General features: G+C 56.8%; 9 protein-coding genes and 3 tRNA genes. 6 read left to right on the plus strand and 6 right to left on the minus strand.

Features of this window, described 5'->3' with window-relative positions; all coding sequences use genetic code 11:
- The first annotated feature begins 190 nt into the window (after positions 1-190).
- Both csdA and csdE read left to right on the plus strand, forming a co-directional pair.
- Positions 191-1,396 carry a cysteine desulfurase CsdA gene (gene csdA / locus F384_RS15235; RefSeq protein ID WP_046486580.1) on the plus strand — a complete coding sequence of 402 codons (1,206 nt, stop codon included), beginning with the start codon at positions 191-193 and terminating at the stop codon, positions 1,394-1,396.
- Positions 1,396-1,842: a cysteine desulfurase sulfur acceptor subunit CsdE gene (gene csdE, locus F384_RS15240; protein ID WP_046486582.1), complete on the plus strand. Its 447-nt coding sequence runs from the start codon at positions 1,396-1,398 to the stop codon at positions 1,840-1,842. The genes csdA and csdE overlap by 1 nt, the downstream gene beginning before the upstream one ends.
- A 24-nt stretch (positions 1,843-1,866) precedes the next feature.
- Here csdE and tcdA read toward each other — a convergent pair whose 3' ends face one another.
- Together tcdA and mltA are read right to left on the minus strand one after the other, a co-directional pair.
- Positions 1,867-2,673, minus strand: coding sequence for a tRNA cyclic N6-threonylcarbamoyladenosine(37) synthase TcdA (gene tcdA, locus F384_RS15245; RefSeq protein WP_046486585.1), 807 nt, complete (start codon positions 2,671-2,673; stop codon positions 1,867-1,869).
- 108 nt (positions 2,674-2,781) lie between these two features.
- Complete coding sequence (gene mltA / locus F384_RS15250) at positions 2,782-3,879, minus strand: murein transglycosylase A (RefSeq protein ID WP_046486588.1); 1,098 nt, start codon at positions 3,877-3,879, stop codon at positions 2,782-2,784.
- A 207-nt stretch (positions 3,880-4,086) separates the two neighbouring features.
- Between mltA and F384_RS15255 the strand changes: the two genes are divergently transcribed.
- The 3 genes from F384_RS15255 to F384_RS15265 all read left to right on the plus strand — a co-directional run bounded on the left by F384_RS15255 (position 4,087) and on the right by F384_RS15265 (position 4,494).
- A tRNA-Met gene (locus F384_RS15255) sits at positions 4,087-4,163 on the plus strand.
- A gap of 94 nt (positions 4,164-4,257) precedes the next feature.
- Positions 4,258-4,334 (plus strand) — tRNA-Met (locus tag F384_RS15260).
- Between the two features lie 83 nt (positions 4,335-4,417).
- Positions 4,418-4,494: transfer RNA gene (locus F384_RS15265), tRNA-Met, on the plus strand.
- Positions 4,495-4,566: 72 nt separating this feature from the next.
- Here the strand turns inward: F384_RS15265 and amiC are convergent.
- A complete protein-coding gene (gene amiC / locus F384_RS15270) occupies positions 4,567-5,820 on the minus strand; it encodes an N-acetylmuramoyl-L-alanine amidase AmiC (RefSeq protein WP_046486591.1) in 1,254 nt (417 codons plus the stop codon).
- Positions 5,821-6,054: 234 nt separating this feature from the next.
- Between amiC and argA the strand changes: the two genes are divergently transcribed.
- Entirely contained in the window at positions 6,055-7,386 is a 1,332-nt protein-coding gene (gene argA, locus F384_RS15275; protein WP_046486594.1) for an amino-acid N-acetyltransferase, read from the plus strand.
- An 82-nt stretch (positions 7,387-7,468) separates the two neighbouring features.
- On the opposite strand, the gene recD is transcribed toward argA, so the two are convergent.
- Genes recD through ptrA form a run of 3 tightly spaced genes read right to left on the minus strand, consistent with a single transcriptional unit; the run spans position 7,469 to position 15,709 of the window.
- A complete protein-coding gene (gene recD, locus F384_RS15280; RefSeq protein ID WP_046486596.1) occupies positions 7,469-9,286 on the minus strand; it encodes an exodeoxyribonuclease V subunit alpha in 1,818 nt (605 codons plus the stop codon).
- Positions 9,283-12,828, minus strand: a complete 3,546-nt coding sequence (gene recB, locus F384_RS15285; protein ID WP_046486599.1) for an exodeoxyribonuclease V subunit beta — start codon at positions 12,826-12,828, stop codon at positions 9,283-9,285. Before recB ends, recD begins: the two co-directional genes overlap by 4 nt.
- Positions 12,821-15,709 (minus strand): pitrilysin, encoded by a 2,889-nt coding sequence (gene ptrA / locus F384_RS15290; protein WP_046486602.1) that lies wholly within the window; start codon positions 15,707-15,709, stop codon positions 12,821-12,823. The genes recB and ptrA overlap by 8 nt, the downstream gene beginning before the upstream one ends.
- Positions 15,710-15,760: the final 51 nt, after the last annotated feature.

Below are 15,760 nucleotides of genomic sequence, written 5' to 3' on the forward strand. Positions count from 1 at the left end.
TTTTCTCCTAAAAGCTGTTTATGCTATTTAAAACGTACTCCGTAACAGGCATAAATATTTGCCTAACATAATTCAGCATAAGCTACTGGTCTGATTTCGCCACAACATCCAGAGGATTCCTGGTGGCCGCACAATCCTTGAATCAGCGACCAATTTGCGCCACGATCGGATCACTGAATCGAGGAATCCCATGAACGCTTTCAATCCCGCGCTATTTCGCGCGCAATTTCCCGCATTAGCTGACGCGGGCGTCTATCTGGATAGCGCCGCGACGGCCCTCAAACCGCAGGCCGTTATTGAGGCGACCCGACAGTTCTATAGCCTGAGCGCTGGCAACGTCCACCGCAGCCAGTTCGCCGAAGCCCAGCGCCTGACCGCGCGCTATGAGGCCGCGCGGGAGAAAGTGGCGCGTTTGTTGAATGCGCCGGATGATAAAACCATCGTCTGGACCCGTGGCACCACGGAGTCCATCAACATGGTGGCGCAGAGCTATGCCCGTCCTCGCCTGCAACCGGGCGATGAGATTATCGTCAGCGTCGCGGAGCATCATGCGAATCTCGTGCCGTGGCTGATGGTCGCGGAGCAAACCGGGGCGAAAGTGGTCAAGCTGCCGCTCAATACCCAGCACCTGCCTGATGTCGAACGTCTGGCGGAGGTAATCACCCCGCGTAGCCGAATTCTCGCGCTGGGGCAGATGTCGAACGTTACCGGCGGCTGCCCGGACTTAGCCCGTGCCATTACGCTTGCCCATGCCGCTGACATGGTGGTGATGGTGGATGGCGCACAGGGAGCGGTCCATTTCCCGGCGGATGTCCAGGCGCTCGACATCGACTTCTACGCCTTTTCCGGACATAAGCTGTACGGCCCAACCGGTATCGGCGTGCTTTACGGCAAACCAGCGTTGCTGGCAGCCATGTCGCCCTGGCTTGGCGGCGGTAAGATGATCAACGACGTCAGTTTCGAGGGCTTCACTACGCAGGCAGCCCCCTGGAAGCTGGAAGCAGGCACCCCTAACGTCGCTGGCGTGATTGGCATGAGCGCCGCGCTGGAATGGCTGGCCGATGTTGATATCATCCAGGCGGAAAGCTGGAGTCGCGGGCTGGCCACGCTGGCGGAAGAGGCGCTGGCTCAGCGCCCGGGATTCCGTTCGTTTCGCTGTCAGGACTCCAGTCTGCTGGCCTTTGATTTTGCCGGCGTTCACCATAGCGATATGGTCACCCTGCTGGCGGAATATGGCATCGCACTGCGTGCCGGGCAGCACTGTGCGCAGCCGTTGCTGGCTGAACTTGGCGTCACAGGTACGCTACGCGCCTCATTTGCGCCGTATAATACCCAAAGTGATGTGGATGCGCTGGTCAATGCCGTTGATCGCGCGCTGGAAATACTGGTGGATTAATGACTAGCCCAATGTTTGCCGGACACCCGTTTGGCACAACCGTAACCGAAGAGACGTTGCGCCATACCTTTCTCCCGCTGACCCAGTGGGAAGACAAATATCGTCAGTTGATCCTGCTCGGTAAACAGCTTCCGGCATTGCCAGACGACCTCAAAGCGCAGGCCAAAGAGATTGCTGGCTGCGAAAATCGCGTCTGGCTGGGATATACGCGCTCAGAAAAGGGCACGCTGCATTTCTTCGGCGACAGTGAAGGTCGCATCGTGCGCGGACTGCTGGCGGTATTGCTGACCGCTGCGGAAGGGAAAACGGCGGCGGAACTTCTGGCCCGCTCGCCGCTGGCGCTGTTTGATGAGCTGGGATTACGCACGCAGCTCAGCGCGTCGCGCAGTCTGGGGTTAACGGCGCTGAACGAGGCGGTCATTAATGCGGCTCATTCCGCCGGATGACGACGCTGAAGCGTCTTATCCGGCCTACCCCTGACGCGCCGCTTTTGCCATCATCTTTTTCAACGCATGGGATACTGCCACGAAACCGAACGTGGCGGTGACCATCGTTGCCGCGCCGAAACCCGACGCACAGTCCATTCGCTTGGGTCCTTCTGCCGTCGCCTTCATGGCGCACACACTTCCGTCAGACTGCGGATACACCAGCGCTTCGGTTGAAAACACGCAGTCGACGCCGAGTTTGCCTTTGCTGTTTTTCACTACGCCAAAATCGCTTTTCAGTCGTTCGCGCAGTTTTGCCGCCAGCGGATCCTGAATGGTTTTCGCCAGATCGACGACCTGAATTTGTGTCGGATCGATCTGCCCGCCCGCGCCGCCGGTGGTCACTAACGGGATCTTATTGCGTCGACAGTACGCAATCAACGCCGCTTTGGGCCGCACGCTGTCAATAGCATCAATGACATAGCTGAATCCCGCGCTCATGTATTCCGCAACGTTATCCGGCGTAACAAAGTCATCGACCACCGTCACCCGGCACTCGGGGTTGATCAGGCGAATACGCTCGGCCATCACTTCCGCCTTCGCCAGCCCGACATTGTCGCGCAGCGCATGGATCTGGCGGTTGGTGTTCGTCACGCAAACGTCATCCATGTCGATGAGCGTAATCGCGCCGATCCCGGTTCGTGCCAGCGCTTCCGCCGCCCAGGAGCCGACGCCGCCGATCCCAACCACGCAGATATGCGCATCGGCAAACAGCTGTAGCGCTTTTTCACCATACAGACGCGCGGTGCCGCCAAAACGCTGACGCCAGGCATCACTTATTACAACAGACATAACACCTCAAATTCATTAATACCGAGCAGTGTGACTGCCTGATGGCGGCTGCGCCTTATCAGGCCTACTCGAGGATGTAGGCCGGATAAGCGAAGCGCCCTCCGGCGACTAGCCGCTAAACACGTTGCCCGCGCCAGGCGCGCTCTTCAGCACCCATACGCGACCATAGTGATTATACCAGCCCGCACGGTGTCCCGCGTCCGGCCCAATGCCCTGGTAAATGTCGAAGTGCTGGCCTTTAATCGCCCCACCGACATCCAGCGCCACCATCAGACGCAGCTCATACTGGCCGTTAAATTTCCCGTTGTTGTCCAGCAGCGGAACTTCGGCGAGCAGCGTGGTGCCCGCCGGGATAATACTGCGGTCAGACGCCACCGACGCGCGGCCAATCAACGGTACCGCACTGGCTCCTTTCACCGGGGCAAAAGATTGCGGTTTAAAGAAGACGAATGACGGGTTCTGCTCAAGCAACTCACGCACTTGTGCTTCGCTGTGCGTTTCGCCCCAGTGGCGAATTGCCTGCATCGACATATCTTCTTTCTTCACTTCGCCGCGATCGATCAGCACCTTGCCGATACTGCGATAGGCGTGACCGTTTTTCCCGGCATAGCTAAAGAAGTTCAGCGGAGAACCGTCGCCAAAGTCGATATAGCCGCTACCCTGCACGTCCATGATGAAATTATCCATCAGGGAGTTGCTGTACGCCAGGATATAGCTGTCGCTCAGCGCACCAGAGTAGATCTCGGCGCGTGACGGCAGACGACCGCGCTTCGGCGGCATACGATAGATAGGGTACTGGAACTCGCCCTGACGTGTATGACGCGCCTGGATCACCGGCGTGTAGTAACCGGTAAACTGCACGTTGCCGTAGTTGTCAGCGCCTTCCATCTGCCAGGCATCAAGGCCAAACTGGCGCATGGTACGCGTATCGCCACCGGCGCGCAGCCAGTCTTGTACGGCGTTATAAACGTTGCTTTGATTGCCGTACAGGCGCGGAGATGCGCTGCGGATCTGATTGACCTGTTCGGCAAAATCGCCGGCGTTGATCGGCGCGCCGATGGCATCCGGCTGGTTCACCAGTGAGAAAGGCTGGGTAAACTTCCCGTCTTTATACTGCTGTCCGCGATCGGTTGGTTTGGAGGAACAGGCAGCCAGCATTGCCACTACCGCGCCCACGAGAAGGTAACTGACCCAACGTCCTTTCATTGTTCTCTTCTTTTAGCTGTAAATCATGCGCAATGAAGATAACAAACCCGGCCCGCTAATGAAACGAGCACCGCTACCCTGACGCAAATTTTGCACATTAATTAAACTGAAATGCCTTGTTTTTGTTCATTTTCATCCCGAAAACGTGATCCAGGTGAAAAAAGGGTTGCATGAAAATGCGAGCAGAGTATAGTGCGCATCCACGGACGCGGGGTGGAGCAGCCTGGTAGCTCGTCGGGCTCATAACCCGAAGGTCGTCGGTTCAAATCCGGCCCCCGCAACCAATTAAAATTTGATGCAGTAAAGCTTCTGCATAGCAGTTCGAACCACAGGAAAGCTAACGTTTATGTGGTTTGAAATGTACAGCAGAAAGACGGACGCGGGGTGGAGCAGCCTGGTAGCTCGTCGGGCTCATAACCCGAAGGTCGTCGGTTCAAATCCGGCCCCCGCAACCAATCAAATTTAAAGTAGTAAAAGTTTCTGCATAGCAGTTCGAATCACAGGAAATGTGGTTTGAAATGCGCAGCAGAAAGACGGACGCGGGGTGGAGCAGCCTGGTAGCTCGTCGGGCTCATAACCCGAAGGTCGTCGGTTCAAATCCGGCCCCCGCAACCAACATCAAACACCTTAACGGGTGTTTTTTTGTTTCTGTAGTCCAGAAAAAAAGCGCTTTTCAGCGCTTTTTTATTACCCTCTCCTCGCCAGCGTCGCGCCATCGGCGAAGTACGCTTTGATCCCTGCCAGAATCGACTCCGCCACTTCCTGCTGGAAGGTTGCCGTTTTCAGCTTCCGCTCTTCTTCGATATTACTGATAAACGCGGTTTCGACGAGAATCGATGGGATATCCGGCGCTTTCAGCACCGCAAACCCGGCCTGTTCCACCTGATTTTTATGCAGATTGTTAATCCTGCCGAGCTTGTTGAGCACCGCTTTACCAAACTTCAGGCTATCGGCAATGGTCAGCGATTGCACCATATCGAACATGGTGTGGTCGACATAGCGGTCGCCGCTTTTACTTACGCCGCCGATCAAATCCGAGGCGTTCTGCGTCTGCGCCAGATATTTCGCCGCCGTACTGGTTGCCCCTTTGGTCGACAGCGCAAACACGGATGAACCGCTGGGTTGCCGACTGGTGAAGGCGTCCGCATGAATCGAGACAAAGAGATCCGCACGCTGCTTTTGGGCTTTCGCCACGCGCACCTTCAGCGGAATGAAGATATCTTCATTGCGCGTCATGTAGACCTTCATGTTGCCTTCTTTCTCGATTAAGGCTCGCAGCCGCCGGGCTATCTGCAACACCACATCTTTCTCACGCGTGTTGTACTTACCGACGGCACCGGAATCCTCACCGCCATGCCCAGGATCGAGCATGATCACAATCGGGCGATCGCGACCGGCTTTACCCGGCTGCGGGCCACTTTGCGCGGGGGGAACCTGCCTATCAAGATCGCCTTTGTTGTAATCTTCCAGCAGCGCCAGCAGAGGATCCTGCATATCCTGCGCATTGGCCGGATAGAGATCCATCACCAGACGTTCTTTGAAACCCGCCACCGGTGCCAGCGCAAACAACTGGGGTTTTACGTCTTGCTTCAGTTCAAACACCATGCGTACGGTCTGCGGATCGAACTGCCCCACGCGCGCCGACTTGATATAAGGATCGTCGGGACGAATCTGCGCCGCCATACCTTTCAGCACAGAATTCAGGTTCACACCTTCAATATCCACCACCACGCGCTCAGGATTACTCAGCGCAAACTGTTTGTACTTCAGCTGTTGATTCGATTCCACCGTCACACGGGTGTAACTGGATGCTGGCCAAATACGAACCGCAACGACCTGACTGACCGCAGCCAGACCGACCTGACTGACGCTCAATAGCCACATGGCGCCCGCCCCTTGCAGTAAACGACGGCGGCTGATAGGTGGATTGGATCCTGACATGCTTCTCCCGAGCAAAATAAAACGTAATGGTGATGAGATACTAAACGTCTAAATTGACCGGAAACTTTAACGAATGACGCATAATCTGTCATCTATAAAAGGGTAAACATTGTTATTGTATTCACGGTATTACTGAGAAAAAACTTTGTCAGGGTCAAAATTTGCACTTGCACGCGGCAGTAAAACAGAATAAAAATACACTAATTACGAATAATCATGCAATGAGGATATGCCGTGGTGAAGGAGCGTAGAACCGAACTGGTACAGGGATTCCGCCATTCTGTTCCCTATATCAATACCCATCGGGGAAAAACGTTTGTCATTATGCTTGGCGGCGAAGCCATTGAGCATGAAAACTTTTCCAGCATCGTCAACGACATTGGGCTTCTTCACAGCCTCGGCATTCGCCTGGTGGTGGTCTACGGCGCGCGTCCGCAAATCGACGCCAACCTCGTCACCCATCACCATGAACCGATGTATCACAAAAATACCCGCGTCACAGACGCCAAAACGCTGGAGCTGGTAAAGCAGGCGGCGGGCACGTTGCAACTCGATATCACCGCACGCCTGTCGATGAGCCTGAACAACACGCCGCTACAGGGCGCGCATATCAACGTGGTCAGCGGCAACTTTATCATTGCGCAGCCGCTGGGTGTCGATGATGGTGTGGATTACTGCCACAGCGGGCGTATCCGTCGTATCGATGAAGAGGCAATCCATCGTCAACTGGACAGCGGCGCCATCGTGCTGATGGGCCCCGTCGCGGTGTCTGTCACCGGCGAAAGCTTTAACCTGACCTCAGAAGAGATCGCCACACAGTTGGCTATCAAACTGAAAGCCGAAAAGATGATCGGCTTTTGCTCTTCGCAGGGGGTGACCAACGACGACGGCGATATCGTCTCTGAGCTGTTTCCGAACGAAGCGCAGGCGCGCGTAGAAGCACAAGAAGTAAAAGGCGATTACAACTCGGGCACCGTACGCTTCCTGCGTGGCGCGGTGAAAGCCTGCCGCAGCGGTGTGCGTCGCTGCCACCTGATCAGCTATCAGGAAGATGGCGCGCTGTTGCAGGAACTGTTCTCGCGCGACGGTATCGGGACGCAGATTGTGATGGAGAGCGCCGAGCAGATCCGCCGCGCCACCATTAACGATATCGGCGGGATCCTGGAGCTGATCCGCCCGCTGGAGCAGCAGGGGATTCTGGTGCGTCGTTCGCGCGAACAGCTGGAGATGGAGATCGACAAGTTCACCATTATTCAACGCGATAACATGACCATCGCCTGTGCTGCGCTATACCCCTTCCCGGAAGAGAAGATCGGTGAAATGGCCTGCGTGGCTGTCCATCCGGACTACCGCAGTTCTTCAAGGGGAGAAGTGTTGCTGGAGCGGATCGCTGCCCAGGCGAAGCAGATTGGCCTGAGCAAGCTGTTCGTCCTGACGACCCGCAGCATTCACTGGTTCCAGGAGCGCGGCTTCACGCCGGTGGATATCGACCTGCTGCCGGAAAGCAAAAAAGAGATGTACAACTATCAGCGGAAATCCAAAGTGCTGATGGCGGATCTGGGTTAGCGGTTAGTGAATGGCCGGATGGCGGCGTACCGTCATGAGCTCAACGTAGGCCGGATAAGCGCAAGCGCCATCCGGCCCCCGGTCATTTAAACAACGTCGACAGCCCGCTGCGACGTTCGGTTCGGGTGGCAACCGCACTGGCAAGAATGCGTTCATCGGCATATAACGACAGGCGGCGACGGGCACGGGTGACAGCGGTATACACCAGTTCCCGTGTCACCACCGGCGTACGCTGTGTGGGTAATACCAGCGCGGCATGCTCGAACTCCGAGCCCTGCGATTTGTGCACCGTCATTGCCCAGGTGGTTTCATGTTCCGGCAAGCGACTGGGCTGCACAGATTTAATGCTGCCATCCGGCATTGCAAACCAGACCCGTAATCCTTGTCCACGATCGAGCGCCACACCGATATCGCCGTTAAACAATCCCAGCGCGCTGTCGTTGCGGGCAATCATTACGGGCCGCCCTTCATACCAGCGGGAATGGGGCAGACGATGAATTTTACGCTTTTTCTGCATAGCCAGTTCGATGCGTTCATTCAGTCCGCTCACACCAAACGGTCCTTCGCGCAGCGCGCACAGCAGTTGGAACTCATTGAATGCCTGAATGATTAATGCAGGCTCCGCGCGCGTCTGAAGCAACTGCAGGTAGTGTCCGTAACCTGTCAGCGCGTCTTCAAGCATGGCGGTGTAATCTTCACTGCTCTCCAGCGTCCGTTTATCGATATCGCTAAAGCCCTGCTGGAAAACGCGGTTTATCGCAGCCTTATCGCCACGGTTGATCGCCGCAGCCAGTTGTCCAATGCCGGAATCACTGCCAAAACGGTAGCTTTTTTGCAGCAGACAGAGACTGTCCCGCAGCATGGCGGCGTCATTGCCCCTGCCTGCCGGAACGGGCATTCCCGTCAGACGAGTCAGCTGCTGTGCCCGTTCTGGGGTATAGCCCGCGTTCACCCAGGCGCAGATATCGCCCAGCACCGCCCCCGCCTCGACCGAGGCAAGCTGATCGCGATCGCCGAGGAAAATGACGCGCCCGTGCGGCGGCAATGCATCTATCAGTCGCGACATCATCGGCAGGTCAATCATCGACGCCTCATCCACCACCAGCACATCCAGATGCAACGGGTTGCCTGCGTGATGGCGTAAGCGCTGACTGCCCGGCTGCGCGCCCAACAGTCGGTGTAAGGTGCTGGCCTCATCCGGGATGCGTTTCTTTTGTTCATCCGTCAGCGGCAACTGCCGTAGCGCCTTGCCTAAAGACTCTGTCAGACGCGCGGCGGCTTTACCCGTCGGTGCCGCCAGACGAATACGGCAACGCTCGCCTTCCGCCATCTGGATCAGCGCCGCCAGCAGTTTCGCCACGGTCGTCGTTTTCCCGGTCCCCGGTCCGCCGGAAATCACCGAAATGCGGCGGGTCAGCGCCACCGCGGCGGCAACTTTTTGCCAGTTGATTTCGTTTGTCGTCGGGAACAGCGCTTCCAGCGTTTGCGTCAGCAAGACTTCATCCACCGCGATGGGTTGATTCACCTCGCTAAAGAAACGGGCGACCGTGCGTTCGTTGCGCCACATCCGGTTCAGATACAGTCGATCGCCGTGGAGGATCATCGGCGATGGCCGCTCACCACGACTGACGGCATCCGATGCGAGCAGACATTCCGCCCAGTCCGCCGGTGCGCCTGACTCACTCAGCCAGGCTGCCAGCAGAGGCGGCAGATCGGCATGCATCGCCAGTCGGGCGAGCGGTAAACAGATGTGCCCTTCTCCGGCGTCCCGACTGAGTAACGCCGCTGCCAGCGTCACCGCAGGTTCATGTTCGCCGGTCACCGCCAGCGCAAATTGCGCATCCAGAGGGCGCAGTTGCTTCTGCTCTACGGCCTCAAGTAATCGCTTTTGTAGCGTCACGATGCCTCCTCCAGTGCCACGCCGGCAAACATCTCGTCCATCCGGGCAACCAGTTCCTCAGACGGGCGGGTGGTGTAAATTCCCTGCTGCGGCTGTTCGCGGTCCACACCGCGCAGGAACAGATAAATCACGCCGCCAAAATGGCGCTCGTAGTCGTAATCCGCGATGCGATGGCGCAAATACCGGTGCAGCGCGAGGGTATAGAGCTGATACTGCAAATCATAGCGATGCGCCTGCATGGCCGTCGCCATCGCCTGTGGGGTGTAAGCCGAGCTGTTTTCACCCAGCCAGTTCGATTTGTAATCCAGCAGGTAATAGCGTCCGTTGTGACGAAACACCAGATCGATAAAGCCCTTCAGCATCCCGCGAACCTGGGCGAACTCCAGCGGCGGACAGCCTGCTGAGAGCGGGTCATACTGGCGGATCAGCGCATCCAGTTTTTCTGCGATAAGCGGTTGACTAATGGGCAGATAAAACTCCATCTCGACCTGTTTTTCACGCGCAGAAAGCTGGCTCAGACTGATGCCGGTCTCATTAAGCGGCGCATGAAGAATGGCCGTCACCCACGCGGTGATGACCGGTTCCCAACTGGCGTCATAGCCGCCAAGTGTGAGTTTTTCCTGCACCCAGGCAGCCTCTACCGGTTGGGTAAAATCGAGATCTTCAAACAGGCTGTGTAAAAACGTCCCCGGCGACGCGCCACGCGGAAACTGGTGCGGCGTCAGTTCCGGCTCTTCAACTACCTCACCGACGCCTGTCGCATCGATGTCCAGTCGCGGCATGAGATCCTGAGCAATACCGTGACCACGCTGTTGCAGGCCAGAATAACTGGTCACCCGCCAGCTATCGCCCGGCGTTCGTTGTAGCCGTCGGGCATTCAGTGCTGCCCCGCTCGCAGCGGCAATGGGCAACGGTTCCATGCTGGCCGCTTCCGGGATACGACAGACGATGTTCTCATCGCAAACTGCGTCTATCGCCGCACGCAGTCCGGCGGCGTCCATTGGTTCGCCTTTTTGCAGCAGACGCCCCAGCGCGCTCTGATGCACATCGGTATCGCCCTTTTTATCACCCCGACGACGAACCAGAGGTGCGACGCCCAGACTACAGTGCCAGACTGAACGGGTCAGCGCCACGTACAGTAAACGCAGATCCTCCGCCAGCCGTTCGGCTTCCGCCAGCGCCACGCTTTCGTCCGAGTCGCTCAGATCCAGTACCGCTTCAAACGAGCTGCGGTCGTGATAAAACGCCTGATCCTGAACGCGGAAATGCGTGATAAACGGCAGCCAGACCAGCGGATACTCCAGCCCTTTTGACTTGTGGATGGTGACTATCTGCACCAGATGGCTATCGCTTTCCAGACGCATTTGCTGGCTGGAGGCGTTGCTGTCGGGCTCAAGAATATGCTGCGAAAGCCAGCGTACCAGCGCATGCTCGCTTTCCAGTTGCGAAGCCGCCTCCTGCAACAACTCGCTGATGTGCAAAATATCGGTCAGGCGACGTTCGCCGCCCGCCGTTGCCAGCAGGTTTTCCGCGATCTGTCGCGCCGACATCAGCGCGCGCAACATTGGCATCACGCCTCGTTTCTGCCAAATCTGGCGGTAGCCGACAAACTCTTCGACTACCTGATCCCAGGCATTTTCATTGTCGTTGAGCAGGTCAATATCGCGCGCGTTCAACCCCATCATGGAGGTCGCCAGTGCGCTACGTAGCGTATTTTCCTTCTCTGGTGCCATCACCGCCTGTAGCACCCAGAGCATCTCCTGCGCTTCCAGCGTTTCAAACACGCTGTCGCGGTTGGAAAGATACACGGACGGAATCGCCAGTTGTGTCAGGGCATCGCGCACCAGCGCCGCTTCCTGGCGGCTACGCACCAGCACGCTGATATCCGCCGCGCTCACCGGACGCGCGTCGTGACCGCGAATAAGCATTGCCTCTCCGCTCAGCCCGGCCTTCAGCCAGTCGCGGATCTGCGCGGCGCACACCTGCGCCATATAGCTTTGGTAATCCCCTATCCCACAGCTTTCCCCTTCCATCAGCCACATCGTCATCGCGGGCTGAGTTTCGCCATGAAATTCAAAACGCAGCGACTGATTTTTATCGGCGTATTTCACCGGCTGGAACGGGATCTCGCGGAACATAAAGGCATCGTCCATCAGGCTGAACAGTCTGTTGACGCTGTTCACCATACCCGGCGCGGAACGCCAGTTGGTATCGAGGGTATAGTGCGCACTGACCTCACTACGAGCCTTCATATAGGTAAAAATATCCGCGCCGCGAAACGCATAAATCGCCTGCTTCGGGTCGCCTATCAGCAACAGCGCGGTGTCTGGCTGATGCTGCCAGATGCGACGGAAAATACGGTATTGCTGCGGATCGGTATCCTGGAACTCATCGATCATCGCCACCGGGAAGCGGGTTCGAATCGCCGCCGCCAGCGCCTCGCCGCTTTCACTGCGCAGCGCACCATCCAGTCGGCTGAGCATATCGTCAAATCCCAGCTCACCCCGGCGACGTTTTTCTTTCGCCACCGTCTCACGGATCTCCGCCAGCGCACGGGTGATCACCAGATCTCTGAGGGTCAGAGGTTCCGCCAGCAGTTCATCTATCGCGACAAACAGCGGATGCTGCGGCACTGCGCCACCTTCTTTAGTACGATCCTCAAGAAAGCGCTGAGAGAACTTCTCCAGCGCCTCGGGCAACTGGTAGCTTTGCGTCCCGGACTGAGCCCAGGCGCTGATCTTCTCGATCCATTTGCCCTGGTTGCCACGGTTAAATTTACGCCGGTCGATGCCGGAGGCTTCCATCAATCCTTCAAGCTCCCCCACCGCATCGCACCACTGCTGCTTAAGCGCGTTGATTCGCTGCACGATCTGTTGATGGCGGGACGCCAGCGTTTCGTCATCCGGCGGCGGCGCTTTGATAACCGGTGCTTCCCCTTGCAGGTAGCGGTTAATATCTGCCAGCAACGCCTGCGGTCCTTTCCACGTTTCAAACACCACCTGGGCAATTTCACGCGGTAAGGGGTAACAGTGGCGACGCCAGAAATCCGCACAGGCCTGGTAGCGCAGCAGAGATTCATCTTCGATCAACTGTTGCTCAAACAACATGCCGGATTCGAAGGCATTCAGACTCAGCATGCGCTGGCAAAAACCGTGAATGGTGAACACCGCCGCCTCATCCATCTGTCTCTCGGCGAGCAGCAGCCACTGAGCCGCCTGTTTTTTATCGTCGATTTCGTCCAGCAGACGGGCATAAAGGGGATTGTCGGTTGATTCACGCAGACAGGCTACCCGCAGCTCATGAATATTACTGCGGATGCGACCGCGCAACTCGTCGGTGGCGGCCTCGGTAAAGGTCACCACCAGCAGTTCTTCAACGGTCAGGGGACGGGAAAAGGCAGTGGAACCGCCAAGTCCGAGTAGCAGACGCAGATAGAGCGCCGCGATAGTAAAGGTTTTGCCGGTGCCCGCAGAGGCTTCAATCAGGCGCTCGCCCGTAAGGGGCAAGCGCAGGGGATCAAGGGACTCAGCGACATCATTCATTCTGTTCTCTCACCAGGGGCAAAGTTTGCTGCAACGCGCTGACGTTGTCCCACACTTTCCAGCCTTCCGGGTGCACATAGTGCGGCTTCCCGTTTTGACCGCCGGAAATCTGCGACAGTACCGCCATGCCTTGCGGCTCTACCACCGCCTGATGGAAGAAATCAGCAAGTTTTTGCGGCGTCAGCTGTTTTATCTGAGCCACAATTTTATCACGTGAATCGAAGCGCATATTGCCACGATCGAAATCTTTGCTTAATTTCGATGCCTCTTCGCCCAGCGTTTGCGGTGCCTGCAACATCTGCGCGACAACAGCCTGTTTAATCTGAGCGAACTCTTCCGGTTTCATCGACCGCAATTTCTCCTCCGCCGTGGGGAAAAATGCCTTGTAGCGATCCCAGAGATATGACGGCTGTTTATCGCTGCTTTGCAGCAGGAAGCCCATCCCCCACTGGCGTCCGACGCTCATCGGGAAGGCAAACACCGCATATCCTAACTGCTCTTCCGTACGCAGTTGATTGTAGAACCACGGTTGAACAATCTGGCCCAGCATGGCGCTGTAGGCCGAGCTGGCATACTCATCATAGCCGGTGGGGACAAAGACCGCCGCCAGCGCGGAGTCGGTGCTGCTGCCCGCTTTTTCAAAAATGACCGACTGCTTCTTATCCACCAACACATCTTTGTTACGACACCATTCAGAACCGTTCGCGCCAAGCTGCTTCTGGATATCCCGCGCCATCGTCATGACCTGCGCTTCGCTCATGTTGCCAATTGCCAGGAACTCCGGGCGGGCACCCGATTTTAACGCTTCACGGTAGGCCATCACCTCTTTCAGGGTGATCGACGGCAGCAGCGCGCGCCGCTCATCGCGGGAGAAATAGGGCACCTGAGAGATCATCTGCACCGGCATAATCGCCTGCTCGTAAGCTTTCCCTTTTTCTGCGGAATCCATCATCTGGCTATACCAGGATTTCGCCTGCTCAAGCTGCTCGTCGGTGGCGGTGTAGCTGAAATAGCCTTCAAGCAATGCCTGGAAAAGCTGCGGCAGACGCTGCGTGTAGCCGTCAGCATTGAGCATTAAGCCATTGTTGGCGTTGGTTGAAAAACCAATGCCGCCCACTGCCGCCTGATTACTTAACTGGTCGAGCGCAATCCCCGCCAGATAGTCGTTCAGCGCAAACATGACCTGGTTTTTGGCGCTGTCCATCGCCTGCGGATTACGCAGGATGACGCTCACGTCTGCCTTTGGCTCGCTGGCAAAATGCTGGCTCGGGGTGTACACCACGCGCAGATCAGGCTCATCCACAATCAGCGCCGGACGGTCATATTTCTTTTCCGGTTTAATCAGTGTGAAATCGTCAGGAATATAGGGGTTTAGTTCCGGCAGCGACAGCGCAATACCCTGCGCTTTTATCTGCCAGTCGCTAAAGGTCTGCTCGCTGATTTTATTGACCTGATAAGGGGCATCAACAAAGTAAGCGGTCTTGTTGTGCGGCTCTTTCGAACTGATGTACCAGATACGCGCATTTTGCGGCGTCATCATCTCCAGACGCGCCTGAATGGCTTTCGCATCGTATTGATCGGCGATGTTCACCGCATCCAGCGTATGCGCCACCGGCACGCGGATCATGGTATCCGCCAGCCACTCGACGTAGTCCATATCACGGGTGATCGACGGGTAACGGAAGTCGAGATCAAGCACATGCGACAGCTCGTCAAAGTAGCGTTTATCCACGCCCTTATCACGTAACAGATTGAGATAGCTGAAAATAGCCGCAACCACCTCTTCGCGGTTCGCCAGGCCTTTATCGGTCAGCGTGGCGGAAATGGCTAACACACCGCTGTTGCCGTTGACTACCGGATCGGAATCCGCGCGAATGCCTTCCACCAGCCCTTGTTTTTGCAGCCAGTCAGAAAGCGTACCCGGACTACGGTTGCCAATCAGATACGTGATCAGCTCGTCGGTTTTACTGCGAAACTGGGCGCTGTTGTTGTCAATTCGGAACTCAACGCGCAGCACTTTACGCGGCAGCGCAGGAACGTAATGAATGATGACGCCCTTCTGCGCATCAGTGACAACCGGCACGGTAATTTCCGGCTTTTCGATATTCTTGTTTGGCACCCGCCCGAAGGTCTCTGCAGCAATCTTTGCCAGTTCCGGCAAAGGCTTATTGCTGTAGATAACCGCTTTCATCAGGTTGGCGGAGTAATACGTGCTGTGAAAATCGCGTAACGCCTGCTGCACCGGGTTACCCGGTTTGTCGCTTAAGGTTTCCAGATTACCGCCGGAAAAACGTGAGCCAGGGTGCGCCGGGTTGATAGTTTCCGCACTCACCTGCGCCATCCGCATCCCGTCACGGGTGCGCGCCATCGTCAGCTCAGCGTTTACCGCGTTGCGCTCGCGATCGGCATATTTTTTATCCAGCAGCGGTTCGGCAATGGCATCGGCCAGGCGATCAACAGCACCGGTAAGCGCGTCGTTCTCCACTTCCAGATAGAACGCCGTACGGTACGGCGCAGTACTGGCATTGTGGCTGCCGCCGTGCAGTTTCAGGTATTCTGCCAGACTGTCGGCCTGCGGGTATTTTTTCGACCCCATCAGACACATATGTTCAAGGTAATGCGCCAGTCCCTGATGCGCGTCCGGATCTTCCAGCGACCCCACGGGTACCACCAGCGCAGAAAGCGATTTCACCGCCTGCGGGTCGGATACCAGTAATACCACCATGCCATTATCCAGGCGAATAGCCTGATACTGGCGGGTATCTTTGTCGCTTTTACGGATGGTTTCCGCAAGGGGTTGCCAACCGGTGTCTGCCTGACTTAAGGGCGCCCAAAAGGCGACCAACAACAGTAACGCTTTGAACCAGGTGCTGCGGGGCATTCAAGAACCTCATCATTAACTTTCTTTCTGCGCAAAGACGCATTGGATGCT

The organism is Citrobacter amalonaticus Y19, assembly GCF_000981805.1.
Taxonomy (GTDB): Bacteria; Pseudomonadota; Gammaproteobacteria; order Enterobacterales; family Enterobacteriaceae; genus Citrobacter_A; species Citrobacter_A amalonaticus_C.

Coding starts and splice junctions, on each gene's coding strand:
- tcdA (WP_046486585.1), bottom strand. CDS start 2,673: ATGTCTGTTGTAATAAGTGATGCCTGGCGTCAGCGTTTTGGCGGCACC.
- recB (WP_046486599.1), bottom strand. CDS start 12,828: ATGAATGATGTCGCTGAGTCCCTTGATCCCCTGCGCTTGCCCCTTACG.
- amiC (WP_046486591.1), bottom strand. CDS start 5,820: ATGTCAGGATCCAATCCACCTATCAGCCGCCGTCGTTTACTGCAAGGG.
- csdE (WP_046486582.1), top strand. CDS start 1,396: ATGACTAGCCCAATGTTTGCCGGACACCCGTTTGGCACAACCGTAACC.
- csdA (WP_046486580.1), top strand. CDS start 191: ATGAACGCTTTCAATCCCGCGCTATTTCGCGCGCAATTTCCCGCATTA.
- ptrA (WP_046486602.1), bottom strand. CDS start 15,709: ATGCCCCGCAGCACCTGGTTCAAAGCGTTACTGTTGTTGGTCGCCTTT.
- mltA (WP_046486588.1), bottom strand. CDS start 3,879: ATGAAAGGACGTTGGGTCAGTTACCTTCTCGTGGGCGCGGTAGTGGCA.